Raw genomic sequence first — 13955 nt, 5'->3', positions numbered from 1 at the left:
TCTTCCTCCCATGGAAACGAGCCCTTTGCGGGCCTCTGGAAGGAAGTCTGCGTATCCGGGTGTGCGCTTGTCTGCCCCGTCCCGGCAAGCGGAATGCCGACCTGTCTCGCTGGTGAGACAGTCCGGCAGCGCTATTCGATACCGAGGCGCTTCATGCGGCGGTAAAGCGTGGCGCGGCCGATCCCGAGCTCGCGGGCTGTGGCACTGGCATTGCCGTTATTGCGCGCCAGCGCCCGGCGAATCTCGCTGCGCTCTGCAGCGTCGAAACCGGGCGTCGCAGAGCCGGCCGCGAGCAGGTCCGCCGCCGGCCGCGGCGATGCCAGGCTGGCATCGTCCAGACCCAGCCCCTGCCGCGCCGCGCGCGTTGCGCCGACGACGAGATCGTCGCTGTCGACGGCCAGCAGGGCCGGGCCCCGGGCGCTGTCGCCGGGGGCAACCAGGATGCGGTGACCGGAAAAGGCGGCGCTGAAATGTTCCGCCTCGATCCGCCGCGCCGCTTCCGTGACGATATTCCCGATCAGACCGGCCAGGCTTTCATTCATGTCCCGGCGGCAGGACGAGACGTCCAGCGCACCGGCCAGCCGTCCGCGCTCGTCGAAGATCGGCGCGTCCATACAGCTCATCCCGGTATTGCGGCTGTGAAAATGCTGGTCGCGATGGATGGTCACGGCGCGCTTTTCGACCAGGCAGGTGCCGATACCGTTGGTGCCTTCGCTCGCCTCGCTCCACACTGCGCCGGTCCACAACCCCCAGCGGTTGAAGGCCGGGTCATGCGATGGCGATCCCTGCCGCTCCAGCACCACGCCGTCTGCATCGGTCAGAAGAACACAGCACCCGCTATCGCCCACCGTCTGCAGGAGCCGCGTCATCGCCGGCCGGGCGATCGACAGAAGCCGGCCGGCCTGCTCGCGCGCCTGATCGAGTTCCCGGCCGGTGAGCCGTTCGGGCGCTTGCGGAGTGTCCGGGTCGAGGTGGTGGTAATTGAGCGAGCGCGACCAGGATGCTGCCACGAAGGACCGCGCAACAGCGCTGTCGCTGCTGGCGGTGCTGAAGACAAGATCGGCGTGCCTGGCCTGCACGGGCGCTCCCCGGTGAATATGATCGCGGTCTTTGCGAGCCGCGTTGCAGGAAGACTGACACGAAACCGCGCCGCGTCAAAACGGCGGGGCGTCATCGTTTATGTTCAGCCTTCGGCACGCAGCGTGGTTGCCGGATCGAGCGTGCGCAGGGCGGCGTAGTGGGACAGGAAGACCTGGCCGGACAATTCGTCGAACAGGCCGGCCTTGATCAGCCCGTCGGCCACCGGCCCCTTCACTTCGGACAGGTGCAGGCGGATGCCTGCTTCCTGAAGCCGGGCATTGATGGTGCGCAGGCTGCCGAGCGCACTCGCATCGACGAAATTTACCGCCGGGCACATCAGGACGAGATCGGTCATTTCCGGCTCGCCGGCGGCGATCCGCGAGATCAGCTCTTCCAGGAAGCGCGCATTGGCGAAGTAGAGCGCGCTGTCGACCCGCAGCGAGACCACGTGCGGCGAGACGATCACATCGTGCCGGTCGACATTGCGGAAATGGTGTGTGCCGGGCACCTGCCCCAGCCGTGCCCAGTGCGGCCGCATGGTGCGCTGGAGCACCAGTCCGACCGAGACGGCAACGCCCAGCGTCAGGCCGAATTCGATACCCAGGAAGAGCACGCCGAACAGGGTCAGGAAGGCTGCCGCGCCATCGGATCGGGAATAGGTCCAGGCGTGCCAGGCGCCCTTGAAGTCCGCGAGTTTCCAGATCGCCGCCAGGATGGTCGCCGCCAGTGTGGCCTTGGGCAGATGATGGAAGGCTGGTGTGAGAAAGGCCGCGACGAGAAGGATGAGCAGCGCCGTGAAAACGCCGGCATAGGGTGTGCGGGCACCGGCGGTCTCGTTGACGACCGAGCGCGCGAAGCCGCCCGTCACCGGATAGCCGCCGGTCAGCGCTGCCGCGGCATTGGCTGCGCCCAGGCCGAAAAGCTCGCGATTGGGCTGGATGTGTTCGCGGTGCTTGGCGGCCAGCGACTGGCCCACCGAGACGCTTTCGACGAAGCCGATCAGGGAGATCAGGGCTGCCGGACCGAGCAGGGCGCGCCAGGTCTGGAGATCGACCTTCGGGAATTGCAGGGGCGGCAGGCCGGAGGGCAGGCTGCCGACGATCGCGAGGCCGGTCTGTTCGTTGAGATGCAGGGTCCACGCGGCGATTGTTGCCGTGGCAACCAGGGCCGCTGGCGCTGCGCGGACCAGGCTGTCGCTCAGGGCCTGGCCCAGGCCGATGCGCTGCAGGAGGGCCGGCAGGACACTCCGCGTCATCAGGAGGAAGGCCAAGCTGGCTCCGCCGACCAGCAACGCGATCCCGTCAAAGCCGGCCAGGCCCTGGACAAAGGTCATCGCGAGTTCGGGCAGGGTCGCGCCATGCATGTCGATCCCCAGCATGTGACGCAGCTGGCTGGCGATGATCAGCACGGTCGACGCGGTGATGAAGGCGTCCACCACCGGCCTGCTGAGGAAATTGGCGACACTGCCGAGACGGAAAACGCCGAACAGCAGCAGGAAGAGGCTCGACAGCAGGGCCAGCGCTCCGGCCGCGGCGATCTGGTCGGCGGGATTGTCGAGGCCGAGCGAGCCGACAGCGGCGGCCGTCATCAGCGAAACGACGGCAACAGGACCGACCGCGAGCACGCGGCTCGATCCGAACAGGGCATAGGCGATGAGAGGAGCAATAGAGGCGTAGAGCCCCGCCTGGGCTGGCAGCCCCGCCAGGAGCGCATAGGCGAGGCTCTGCGGGATCAGCAGGATGGCGGTGACCACGCTCGCCAGCGCATCCGCGCCCAGCGTCGCACGGTCATAGGTTTTCAGCCAGCCGAGCCCCGGCAGGAAACGGGCAGCGCGATCGATGAAGGTGTCAGACCGCATCGATCGGCAGTTTGAGATAGCGCAGGCCGTTGGCGGCCGGTTCGGGCAGATTGCCGGCGCGCATATTGATCTGCACCGAAGGCAGGATCAGGCGGGGCATGTCCAGCGTGGCATCGCGCTCGGTCCGCCAGGCCACGAACTCGTCTTCGCTGGTCCGGGCGTTGAGATGGATATTGCCGGCCTTCTCCTCGGCGACCGTGGTCTCCCAGGCAAAGAAATCGCGGCCCGGCGCCTTGTAGTCGTGGCACATGAAAAGACGGGTTTCGTCGGGCAGGGCGTAGATCTTCTGCACCGAGTGATAGAGCTGGCGCGCATCGCCGCCCGGGAAGTCGCAGCGGGCCGTACCGAAATCCGGCATGAACAGCGTGTCGCCGACAAAGGCCGCATCGCCGATATGATAGACCATGCAGGCGGGGGTGTGGCCCGGCGTGTGGATCGCCTCGGCTTCGATATTGCCGATCGAGAACCGCTCGCCGTCCTGGAAGAGATGGCCGAATTGCGATCCGTCGCGGGCGAAGTCCGGGCCGGCATCGAACAGGTCGCCGAACACTTTCTGGACGTCGGTGACATGACCACCAATCCCGATCTTGCCGCCCAGCCGGCTCTGGATATAGGGCGCTGCCGACAGGTGATCGGCGTGGACATGGGTTTCCAGGATCCAGTCGACCGTCAGGCCCGCTGCTTTCACGTGCTCGATGATCGCATTGGCCGAATGGGTCGCCGTGCGGCCGGAGGCCTGGTCGAAATCCAGCACGCTGTCGATGATCGCCGCGCGGTCCGTCTCGGGATCCGACACGACATAGGAGATCGTGAAAGTATCCGGGTCGAAGAAGGACTTTACGGCAAGCTGGGACATGATGGTGGCGGGCTCCTGACGGATTACTCGGACTCGATATAGGTTATGTGCATATTCATGCAAATATGAAACTATGCGGCGCGCGGTCGCAGGCGGCGACTGTCTAGCCTATCCGGCGGGCCGGCAATAGGTGTCGTAGAGAGTGGATATCAGGTGTTCCAGCCGCGTGTCGGCGAGGGCGTAGTAGATCGTCTGTCCGTCGCGCCGCGTTCGCACCAGCCCCTTGTTGCGCAGGATCGCCAATTGCTGCGACATCGCCTGGGCCCGCATGTCGAGCGCCTCGGCGAGCTCGCCGACGGACCGCTCCTTTTCCACCATGGCGCACATGGCCAGAAGCCGGTTGGGGTGGGCGAGGGTCTTCATGATCTCGGACACTTCCTCGGCGACCGGCCGCATGTCGTCGTATTGCATGGCTTACCTGCAGCAATTTGTAGCTACGGATATGTGTAGGTGATTGCGGGGTGTGGGGGAAGAGCGGCTTTCTTTCCTCCCCACGGCGTGGGGAGGGGGACCCGTGAAACGGGGGAGGGGCCGCCGCGATACGCGGCGGAATGGCGGTGCCTCGCCCGACGGTCGTTCGCGGCCTGCGGCCGCGACCCCCCAAAAAAACGTGGCGACCCGAGGCTTTGCCTCGGCCCACTTCCCCGCGATGCGGGGAAGAAAGAAAGCTGCACTGCACCCCAGCTGAGCTGAGCTATTGTGTTAGCGCGCTAACACGTTATATCGGCTTCCAAGGAGATCGAACCTATGGACGACCTGTCTGAAAACACGCGCGCTTCGGCGCCGGATCTGGCGCCGCTTTGCGAGGCATTGCTGGCCCTGCGCGATGAGCGCGAGGCCGACCGCTTCCTGCGCGACCTGCTGACGCCGGGCGAGATCCGCACGCTCGTGGAACGCTGGCGCGTGGCGCGGCTGCTGGATGAGGGCGGTCATTCCTATCGCGAGATTGCCGAAATGACCGGCGCTTCCACCACGACGGTGACCCGGGTCGCCCGTTTTCTTAGCCAGGAGCCCTGGCAGGGTTACCGCACCATTCTCGACCGCCTCAAGGAGCCGAAATCGTGACCTCCCCGCGTTTGCGTATCGCCGTTCAAAGCAAGGGCCGCCTCGCCGAGGGCGGTATGGACCTGTTGAAGCGCTGTGGCCTCCGCTTCGCCTATGGCCGGGACAAGCTGCACCAGCGGGCCGAGAACATGTCGGTCGATCTGATGCTTGTGCGCGATGATGACATTCCCAATTTCGTGGCGTCCGGGGCGTGCGATTACGGCATTGTCGGCGAGAATGTGCTGCGCGAGGAACAGGCTGCCGGCGGCCGGGCCCGCGAGCTGGATGTGGCGCTACGGCTCGGATTTGCCGGCTGCACGCTGAAGCTGGCGGCCGCACAGGGCGGGGAGATCCGCTCGTCTGCCGATCTGGCGGGCAAGGCGGTTGCGACCTCCTATCCGGCGCTGACGGCACAGTATCTGCGCGAGCGGGGGATTGAGGCTGAAATCGTCGAGATGCGCGGTTCGGTCGAAGTCGCGCCGCGCCTGCGTATTGCCGACGCGATCTGCGATCTCGTTTCGTCCGGCGCGACGCTGCAGGCGAACGGGCTGGCGGCCTTCGAGACCGTGCTGGAGAGCGAGGCCGTTCTGATCCGGCGCAGCGCAGGCCGCGATGCCCAGACCGATGCGGTGGCAAATGTGCTGATGCGCCGTGCAGAGGGTGTGATCGCCAGCTCGCAGACCAAATACATCATGCTCAACGCACCCAAGGACAGGCTGGAGGCGATCCGGGCCCTCCTGCCGGGCGCCGATGCGCCGACCATTGCGCAGGTCGCCGGACGGGATGATGTGGTGGCCATGCATGCGGTCTGCCGTGAACGGGTGTTCTGGGAAACCCTGGAAGCCCTGGAAGCGGAAGGCGCGCGCGCCATCCTCGTTCTGCCCATCGAGAAAATGCTGGCCTGAGGTTCGTCATGCTCGACACGCTGATCTGGAAAGATGCCACAGAGGCACAACGGCGTCAGGCGCTGGCGCGTCCGGCTGAGACCGGCACCGCCGATGCGGCCGCGCGCGAGATTGTCGACGCCGTGCGGGCGCGTGGCGACGAAGCGGTCCGCGCCAATGCTGCCCGCCTGGACGGCTATGCGCCGGACGATTTTCGCGTGCCGGCCGAGGCGCTGCGTGAAGCGCGCAAGAGTATGGATCCGGCTGATGTGGAAGCCGTGAAGGCGGCTGCGGACGCTGTACGGCGTTTCCACGTTCGCCAGGGCTATTCGGGGTATTCCGTCGAGACCTGGCCGGGTGTCATGGCGTCACGCCGGGCGACGCCGGTCGACGTGGCGGCGCTCTATGTGCCCGCCGGCAGTGCGCCGCTTGTCTCGACACTGATCATGCTGGCCGTGCCGGCCCAGCTGGCCGGTGTGCCGCGGAGTGTCGTCGTCGCGCCGCCGGCTGGCGAGGGCGGGGTGAACCCGGCGCTCCTGGCGACGGCCGACATTCTCGGGATTGACGAGGTCTATGCGATCGGCGGGGCCCAGGCGATTGCGGCCCTGGCGACCGGTTCGGCGGGCCTGCCGCGGGCTGACAAGATTTTCGGGCCCGGCAATGCCTATGTCGCTGCGGCCAAATCCTATGTTGCCGGACTGCCGGGCGGGCCCGCGATCGACCTGCCGGCGGGACCGAGCGAGGTGATGATCATCGCCGACGAGCGTGCCGATGCGGAACTCGTTGCCAGCGACCTGCTCAGCCAGGCCGAGCACGATCCCTCCGCCCAGGTCGTGCTGGTCTGCTTCGATACTGCGACCCGTGACCGCGTGATCGCGGCAACCGAGATGCAGCTGGCGCAATTGCCCCGGGCGGAGATCGCGCGGGTGGCGCTGGCAAACTCCTGCACGGTGATCTGCGACACGCTGGAGGCGGCGGCCGAGGTCGCCAACGCCTATGCCCCCGAACACCTGATCCTGCAGGCCGATGCGGCCGAGCGCCTGGTCGGTCTGGTCCGGCATGCCGGCTCGATCTTTGTCGGCGCCTTCACGCCGGAAGCGGCGGGAGACTATGCCGCCGGTCCCAATCACACCCTGCCGACGAGCGGAGCCGCGCGAGCCTATGGCGGGGTGACGGTGGAGGCTTTCCAGAAAACCACGACCATTCTGCGCGCCACGGCCGAGGGCGCGGCGGCGATGGCGCCCGCCGTCGAGCGGCTGGCGGCGCTGGAAGGACTGGAGGCTCACGCGACGGCGATGCGTCTGCGCCGCGAGCGGGCGGAAGCCCAGCCGGCCGTGTCGGCGGCATCCGGTCCGCGTGCGGGCACGAAACGCCGCAAGACGGCCGAGACGGATGTCACCGTGACCGTCAATCTCGATCGCGACGGTCCCAGCCGCATCGCCACGGGCGTGGGCTATTTCGATCACATGCTCGAACAGGTCGCCCGGCACGGCGGCATTGCGCTGGACGTGGCGGTGGAGGGCGATCTTCACATCGATGCCCATCACACGATCGAGGATGTCTGCCTGACCTTCGGCGAGGCACTGCGTGAGGCGCTGCGCGACAAGCGCGGTCTTGCCCGCTTCGGGTTCGAACTGCCGATGGACGAAACGCGGGCTGCGGTCTGGATCGATCTGTCCGGCCGGCCGTTTGCGAAATTCGAGGGCGAGATTCCCGGCGAGAGCGTGGGTGAGTTTCCGGTCGAGATGACGGCGCATGCCTTCCGGTCCATCGCGGAGAGCCTTGGGGCGGCAATCCATGTGAAAGTCGAGGGCGAGAATGCCCACCACATGGTCGAGGCCTGTTTCAAGGCTTTCGGCCGCGCCCTGCGCAAGGCCGTACGGGTCGAGGGCGACGCGCTGCCGTCGACCAAGGGGATGCTGGCATGACCATCGCCCTGATCGATACCGGCTGCGCCAATATCGCCTCGGTGCGGTTTGCGCTGGACCGGGCAAGGCTGGACCATGTCGTGGTCACCGAACCGGCCGGCGCGGCGGACTGCAACCGCATCATCCTGCCCGGCGTTGGCGCGGCAGGACCGGCGATGGAGCGTCTCAGGGCGCGCGGCTGGGCCGAGGCGCTGTCTGGCGACGGGCGTCCGCTGATGGGGATATGCCTGGGCATGCAGCTCCTGTTCGAGCACTCGGCCGAGGGGGATGTCGACGGGCTCGGACTGTTGCCGGGCCGGGTCGAGCGCCTGCCGCGGCCGGATGGGCTGGTCTGGCCGCACATGGGCTGGAATGCACTGGAGGGGTTCGCTGTCGGCGAGCCGCTGCTGACCGGCATTCCGGCCGGATCCCATGCCTATTTTGTCCATGGCTACTACGTTCCCGCCGGCCGGGTGACGCAGGCGCAGTGCGATTACGGCGTTCCCGTCTCGGCGATTGTGCGTCAGGGGCAGGTCTCCGGCTGTCAATTCCATCCCGAGCGCTCCGGAGCCGTGGGCGCGCGTATTCTTTCCAATTTTGCGAGTATCAAGGCGTGATCCTCTATCCAGCCATCGACCTTCTCGACGGCCGCGTGGTGCGGCTGCACAAGGGTGAATTCGACGCCGTCACCGACTATGGCGACGACCCTGTTGCCGTGGCCGAAAAGTTCGGCGAGGCGGGTGCCAGCTGGATCCATGTGGTCGACCTGTCCGGCGCCCGCGACGGCCAGCGCCGGCAAGGCGATACGATCCGCGATATCTGCCGTACGGGGCTGCGGGTGCAGACCGGCGGCGGGGTGCGTTCGTCCGAGGATGTGGAAGATCTTCTGGCGATGGATGTCGAGCGGGTGATCGTCGGTTCGCTGGCGGTAACGGATCCGGAAAAAGTGTCCGGATGGCTGGCCCGTTATGGCAGCGAACACATCACGCTGGCGCTGGATGTGCGGGCGGTTGGCGGGCAGTACCGGCCGGCCCTGAAGGGCTGGACGGACCTGGCGGACACCACGCTGGACGATGTCGTCAGAGCGTATGACGGGGCGAAATTGCGTCACGCACTTGTCACGGACATCGGACGTGACGGTGACCTTTCTGGCCCGAATGTGGGACTTTACCGCTACATAAGTGCCCAATTCCGTGACATTGCCTGGCAGGCCTCCGGCGGCATCGCGTCCCTGGACGATATCACGGCGGTGCGGGATGCGGGTGTTGCCGGGGCGATTTCCGGCAAGGCCTTGTATGAAGGCCGGTTTTCTCTTGCGGAGGCGTTGATATGCTCGCAAGACGGATAATCCCCTGCCTCGATGTCCGCGACGGCCGCGTCGTCAAGGGCGTGAAATTCCGCGACCACGAGGATGTCGGCGCGATCGTCGATCTCGCCCGCCGCTATTCCGCTGCCGGTGCCGACGAGCTGGTCTTCTACGACATCGCCGCCTCGGCCCGCGGCGCGACAGTGGAGCCGGAATGGGTGAGCCGGGTTGCGCGGGAGATCGACATTCCCTTCTGCGTCGCCGGCGGGATACGCAGTGTCGACGATGCCCGCGCGCGCCTGTTCGCCGGCGCCGACAAGATCTCGATCAATTCCCCGGCGCTGGAAAGCCCGGACCTGATCGACCGGCTGGCGCATGAATTCGGCAGCCAGTGCGTTGTGCTGGGTGTCGACAGCCGCAAGATCGAGGGCGAATGGCGGGTGCACCAGTATACCGGCGACCCGGACAAGACCCGTACCGATGAACGCCGCACGCTGGACTGGATCGCCGAGGGCCTCGACCGCGGCGCCGGCGAGGTCGTGCTCAACTGCATGGACATGGATGGCGTTCGCGACGGGTATGATATCGAGCAGCTCGCTGCTGTGAGGGCGATCTGTTCGACCCCCCTGATCGCATCGGGCGGGGCCGGCCGAAAAGAACACTTCAAATCCGTGTTCGAATTGGCCAATGTCGACGGCGCGCTGGCGGCCAGCGTATTTCATAAAGGGGTCATGGAGATAGGCGATCTGAAGGCCTATCTTGCCGCCGAGGGAATCAGGGTCAGACCATGATTGAAGCGAACACCCTGGACTGGAAGAAGTCCGACGGGCTCATTCCGGCCATTGTCCAGGATCATGCCACGCGCCAGGTCCTCATGCTGGGCTATATGAATGAAGAGGCGCTGGCGAAGACGGTCGAGACCGGCAAGGTGCACTTCTTCTCGCGCTCCAAACAGCGCCTGTGGAAAAAGGGCGAAACCTCGGGCCACACGTTCAAACTGATCTCCATTGCCGCCGATTGCGACCAGGACACGTTGCTGGTCGAGGTGAAGCCGAAAGGCCCGGCCTGCCACACCGGCACGGTGAGCTGTTTTGGCGACGATCCGGCGCCGGGCCTGGGCTTCCTGGCGCATCTGCGCGCGATCATCCGCAAGCGCAAGAAGGACAATCCCAAGGGCTCCTATGTTGGCGGTCTGATGGCGCGGGCGCCGAAACGCCCGGCCCAGAAAGTCGGCGAAGAGGGCGTGGAAGTGGCCATGGCTGCGGTCTCGGAAAGCAAGGCCGCGCTGAAGGCCGAAGCCGCCGATCTGCTCTTCCACCTCATGGTATTGCTGGAAAGCCGCGACCTCTCGCTTGAGGATGTCGTCGGCGTCCTGCGCAAACGCCATGCCGTGCGCGCGGAAAAGACGGGGCGGAGCTAGAAGGGCTCGCCCCGCCTGCGGGGGAGCTGTCCGCGAAGCGGACTGAGGGGGCGGCGCAAAGCGCCGCGGAGCGCGTCAGCGCGCAGCGCGCATGGGACTCACCCCCTTCGACCTCACCCGGCCCAAGGGCCGGGCTCGGCCACTTCCCCCGCTTCGCAGGGGAAGCCTACAGCGCCGGCTGGGTCCGCGCCTTGCGGCGTCCGATGAATTGGAGCTCTGCGAAGCCGCCGACCACGAGGGCCTGGCCGATCACGAAGGCATAGCCCAGCAGGGTCGGGCTGACGGCGCCGGAGGCCAGCAGGCCCAGGCTGGCGACCACCCAGGCCGCATTGAGCGCGATGATCGCATTGACGGCGAGGGCCGGCGCCTGTTGCCGGCTGCCGCTCCAGGCGACCAGCAGAACAAAGGGCACCAGCACCAGGCCGGCGCCCCGCAGCAATTCGGACGGCAGGCCAAGCAGGCCGGACAGCGGCCCGGCGGCGATGACGGCGAGGAGCGCCGTGGCACCGGTGGCCACGGCATCGAGGAGCAGGGCGCCCCGGAGGAAGGAATAAGAGCGGATCGCGGTCATGAGGATATCTCCCTGGCTGTTGCGATGCCCCTGAGCCTTTACGCCGGACCTACCCGGATCAATTACCTGCGAGGTTATTGAACCCGGTCCCGTGCCGGTGCAGGTTTCCGCCATGCTGACCACGAACAGAAGCCCGGGCGAGTTGCTGCGCGATTGGCGCATGCGCCGCCGCATGAGCCAGCTCGACCTGGCCTGCGAAGCGGAGATTTCCTCGAAACATCTAAGCTTCGTGGAAACCGGACGCTCCTCGCCCAGCCGCGACATGATCCTGCATCTGTGCGAGACGCTCGACGTGCCGCTGCGCGAGCGGAACCGCGTGCTGGTCGCCGGCGGATTTGCGCCGGCCTATCCGGGGCGCTGCCTGGACGACCCGGCCCTGGACGCCGCCCGGACGGCGGTGGAGCGGGTACTGGCCGGTCACGAACCCTTTCCCGCCATCGCGATTGATCGGCACTGGACGCTGGTTTCGGCCAATACGGCCATCGGCTTCTTCCTGCAGAGCGTCGATCCGGCACTGCTGGAACCGCCGGTGAATGTGCTGCGGCTGAGCCTCGATCCACGCGGGCTGGCGCCGCGTATCGCCAATCTCGCGGAATGGCGCGACCATCTCTTCGCCCGGCTGGAAGCGCAGATTGCGGCGACGGCCGATCCGGTGCTCGAAGCGCTGCTGGCCGAGCTGCAGGCGCTGCCCGTCCCGGCCGGACAGCCGGCGCCGCCATCGGGCGGGCACAGCGATGTCTTCGTGCCGCTGCAGGTGGTCGGTCCGGCCGGAATCATGAGCTTCCTGTCGACCACGACGGTGTTCGGAACGCCGATCGATATCACCCTGTCGGAACTCGCCATCGAAGCCTTCTTTCCGGCCGATCCGGCGACCGCCGGGGCGTTGCAGGCGATGGCGGCCGACGCAGGCTGACGGGCGGGATCATGCTGGCAAGAGCGATGATGGTGACGGCCCTGGCGCTGTCGGGGACGGCCAGCGCCCAGGACGTAATCGTCGTCACCGGCGACCGGGCCGGCGAGGTGCGGGATGCGGCGGCACTGTCGATCGGCGTGATCGGTGCGGTCGAGATCGCTGAAATCGCCGCCCAGCATCCGGCCGAACTGCTCAACCGGGAAGCCGGGGTCTTCATCCATCGCGGCAATGGTGCGGAGCATCTCACCGCGATCCGCTCGCCTGTCCTGACGGGCGGGGCCGGGGCGGGCGGTTTTCTCTATCTGGAAGACGGGATTGCCCTGCGCGCACCGGGTTTTGCCAATGTGAACGGGCTGTTCGAGGATATCGGCCCGCTCGCCGGTGCGGTGGAAGTGCTGCGCGGGCCGGGGCCGTCGCTCTATGGCTCCAACGCGCTGCACGGGCTGGTGAATACGCGCACGCCCGATCCGGCCGCAACGCCTTCGCGCCTTGTTGCCGAGGCCGGCAGTTTCGGACGCTATCGCGGCGAGGCCGTGCTGGCGCGGCCGGGCGAGGCGGTGTCCTCCCTCATCGCGGTGTCTGCCCGCCACGAGGATGGCTGGCGCGAGGCGGCCGGTCTCGATCATGTGCGCGCCCTGGTGCGGGCCGACGGCGAGACGCGCGGCATCGACTGGCGCTTTACCGCCGCCCTGGTGCAGCTGAACCAGGAGACGGCGGGCTATGCCGCAGACTATCGCGACCGCGCTCTCGCCCGGGCCAATGGCGATCCGGAGGCCTTTCGCGATGCCATCGCCGGCCGGATGAGCCTCGCCCTGCGCGGTCAGGCGTCGGAGGGCTGGACCTGGTCGCTGACGCCCTACTGGCGCGCCAATGCGATGGACTTCCGCATGCATTTCTTCCCCACCGATCCGCTGGAGGAAAGCGGGCACCGTTCGGCGGGCGTGCAGGGCGCGCTGCATCGCGAGCGCGGTACCTGGCGGATCATACTGGGCAGCGATCTGGAATGGACGCGCGGCTGGCTGTCGGAAACCCAGGAAAACCCGACGCAATTCTCCTTCGTCCAGGGCGATCACTACGACTATGCCGTCAATGCCCGCGTGGCCGCGTTCTATGCCCGGACCCGCTGGCAGGCGAGCGAGCGGTTGAGCCTGATCGCCGGTGCCCGCTGGGAGGCGACGCGTTTTGATTATGACAACCGTCTGGCGGACGGATCGGTGGGCCGCTATCTGCGCCTTCCCGACCGCAGCGATGATTTTTCCACCTTCGCACCAGACTTCGGGTTTTTGTTTGAAGCATCAGAAAACGCGTCACTATTCGGCCGTGTTGCGCGCGGGGTGAGGGCGCCGCAGACTGCCGAGCTTTACCGGCTGCAGCCCGGTCAGACGATTACCGGGATCGAGCCGGAAACCCTGGACAGTGCGGAGCTGGGCTGGCGCCAGGATCTCGGCGCCGGGCGGATCGAGATCACCGCCTTCGCAATGGAAAAGTCCAACGTCTTCTTCCGCGATGCCGACGGTTTCAATGTCACCGACGGGGCCACCGATCATCACGGTGTCGAGTTCGACATCGCCTGGACGCTGACCGGCACGCTGGAAGCGGGCCTGACCGGCACCTGGGCGCGCCATACCTATGCCTTCGACCGTCCCGTCAGCGCGGCCAGCGAGGGCATCGCAAAGGGCAATGATGTCGACACGGCGCCGCGCTGGCTGTGGACCGGCCGCCTGGCCTGGACGCCTGTGGCCCGGGCGGACGTGTCGCTGGAATGGACCCATGTCGGCGCGTATTTCACCGATGCCGGCAATCTCAACGCCTATGAGGGCCACGATCTTCTGACCCTGCGCGCGCGGTACCGCGTCACCGGTCGCACCACCCTCTACGGCGCCATCCGCAATCTCACCGGCGAAGCCTACGCCAACCGCGCCGACTACGCCTTCGGCAACCCCCGCTACTTCCCCGGCGAACCGCGCGGTGTCACTGTGGGTATTCGGGTGACGGGGTAGGAGGAGGGGCGTGGTGCACCAAAGGAAGGGCCTGATGGAGCACAGCGCCATCCTTCCCCTCGATGGGGAAGGTGGGCCCTCCGTAGCCTTGGCGAAGGAGGGGTCGGAAGGGGTGA

At 66.8% G+C, this 13955-nt stretch carries 14 protein-coding genes; 9 read left to right on the top strand and 5 right to left on the bottom strand.

Annotated features, from left to right (window positions below; translation table 11 throughout):
- Positions 1-131: 131 nt before the first annotated feature.
- The 4 genes from ABJO18_RS16725 to ABJO18_RS16710 all read right to left on the bottom strand — a co-directional run bounded on the left by ABJO18_RS16725 (position 132) and on the right by ABJO18_RS16710 (position 4205).
- Entirely contained in the window at positions 132-1079 is a 948-nt protein-coding gene (locus tag ABJO18_RS16725) for a GAF domain-containing protein (protein ID WP_348507018.1), read from the bottom strand.
- 104 nt (positions 1080-1183) lie between these two features.
- Positions 1184-2938 (bottom strand): sulfate permease, encoded by a 1755-nt coding sequence (sulP, locus tag ABJO18_RS16720; protein WP_348507017.1) that lies wholly within the window; start codon positions 2936-2938, stop codon positions 1184-1186.
- Positions 2928-3794 carry an MBL fold metallo-hydrolase gene (locus ABJO18_RS16715; RefSeq protein WP_348507016.1) on the bottom strand — a complete coding sequence of 289 codons (867 nt, stop codon included), beginning with the start codon at positions 3792-3794 and terminating at the stop codon, positions 2928-2930. The genes sulP and ABJO18_RS16715 overlap by 11 nt, the downstream gene beginning before the upstream one ends.
- 108 nt (positions 3795-3902) lie before the next feature.
- Positions 3903-4205 (bottom strand): metalloregulator ArsR/SmtB family transcription factor, encoded by a 303-nt coding sequence (locus ABJO18_RS16710; RefSeq protein ID WP_271185500.1) that lies wholly within the window; start codon positions 4203-4205, stop codon positions 3903-3905.
- Between the two features lie 336 nt (positions 4206-4541).
- Here ABJO18_RS16710 and ABJO18_RS16705 point away from each other — a divergent pair, with 336 nt between their 5' ends.
- Genes ABJO18_RS16705 through hisIE form a run of 7 tightly spaced genes read left to right on the top strand, consistent with a single transcriptional unit; the run spans position 4542 to position 10355 of the window.
- Positions 4542-4859: a YerC/YecD family TrpR-related protein gene (locus tag ABJO18_RS16705; protein ID WP_271185501.1), complete on the top strand. Its 318-nt coding sequence runs from the start codon at positions 4542-4544 to the stop codon at positions 4857-4859.
- Positions 4856-5743, top strand: a complete 888-nt coding sequence (gene hisG, locus ABJO18_RS16700; RefSeq protein WP_348507015.1) for an ATP phosphoribosyltransferase — start codon at positions 4856-4858, stop codon at positions 5741-5743. The genes ABJO18_RS16705 and hisG overlap by 4 nt, the downstream gene beginning before the upstream one ends.
- Before the next feature lie 8 nt (positions 5744-5751).
- Positions 5752-7650, top strand: coding sequence for a histidinol dehydrogenase (gene hisD / locus ABJO18_RS16695; RefSeq protein ID WP_348507014.1), 1899 nt, complete (start codon positions 5752-5754; stop codon positions 7648-7650).
- On the top strand, positions 7647-8246 hold the full coding sequence (gene hisH, locus ABJO18_RS16690) for an imidazole glycerol phosphate synthase subunit HisH (RefSeq protein WP_348507013.1): 600 nt from the start codon (positions 7647-7649) through the stop codon (positions 8244-8246). Before hisD ends, hisH begins: the two co-directional genes overlap by 4 nt.
- Entirely contained in the window at positions 8243-8977 is a 735-nt protein-coding gene (gene hisA / locus ABJO18_RS16685; protein WP_348507012.1) for a 1-(5-phosphoribosyl)-5-[(5-phosphoribosylamino)methylideneamino]imidazole-4-carboxamide isomerase, read from the top strand. The genes hisH and hisA overlap by 4 nt, the downstream gene beginning before the upstream one ends.
- The gene (hisF, locus tag ABJO18_RS16680; protein WP_348507011.1) at positions 8959-9726 is read left to right on the top strand and encodes an imidazole glycerol phosphate synthase subunit HisF; all 768 of its coding nucleotides are present in this window, start codon (positions 8959-8961) and stop codon (positions 9724-9726) included. Before hisA ends, hisF begins: the two co-directional genes overlap by 19 nt.
- Positions 9723-10355: a bifunctional phosphoribosyl-AMP cyclohydrolase/phosphoribosyl-ATP diphosphatase HisIE gene (hisIE, locus tag ABJO18_RS16675; RefSeq protein ID WP_348507010.1), complete on the top strand. Its 633-nt coding sequence runs from the start codon at positions 9723-9725 to the stop codon at positions 10353-10355. The genes hisF and hisIE overlap by 4 nt, the downstream gene beginning before the upstream one ends.
- 166 nt (positions 10356-10521) lie before the next feature.
- On the opposite strand, the gene ABJO18_RS16670 is transcribed toward hisIE, so the two are convergent.
- On the bottom strand, positions 10522-10926 hold the full coding sequence (locus tag ABJO18_RS16670; protein ID WP_348516021.1) for a hypothetical protein: 405 nt from the start codon (positions 10924-10926) through the stop codon (positions 10522-10524).
- Positions 10927-11038: 112 nt separating this feature from the next.
- Here ABJO18_RS16670 and ABJO18_RS16665 point away from each other — a divergent pair, with 112 nt between their 5' ends.
- Together ABJO18_RS16665 and ABJO18_RS16660 are read left to right on the top strand one after the other, a co-directional pair.
- Entirely contained in the window at positions 11039-11839 is an 801-nt protein-coding gene (locus tag ABJO18_RS16665; protein WP_348507579.1) for a helix-turn-helix transcriptional regulator, read from the top strand.
- An 11-nt stretch (positions 11840-11850) separates the two neighbouring features.
- Positions 11851-13839 (top strand): TonB-dependent receptor, encoded by a 1989-nt coding sequence (locus tag ABJO18_RS16660; RefSeq protein ID WP_348516020.1) that lies wholly within the window; start codon positions 11851-11853, stop codon positions 13837-13839.
- Positions 13840-13955: the final 116 nt, after the last annotated feature.

Origin of the sequence: Maricaulis sp. (assembly GCF_039978735.1) — a bacterium.
GTDB lineage: Bacteria > Pseudomonadota > Alphaproteobacteria > Caulobacterales > Maricaulaceae > Maricaulis.
This window is presented reverse-complemented; position numbering and strand designations above follow the sequence as displayed.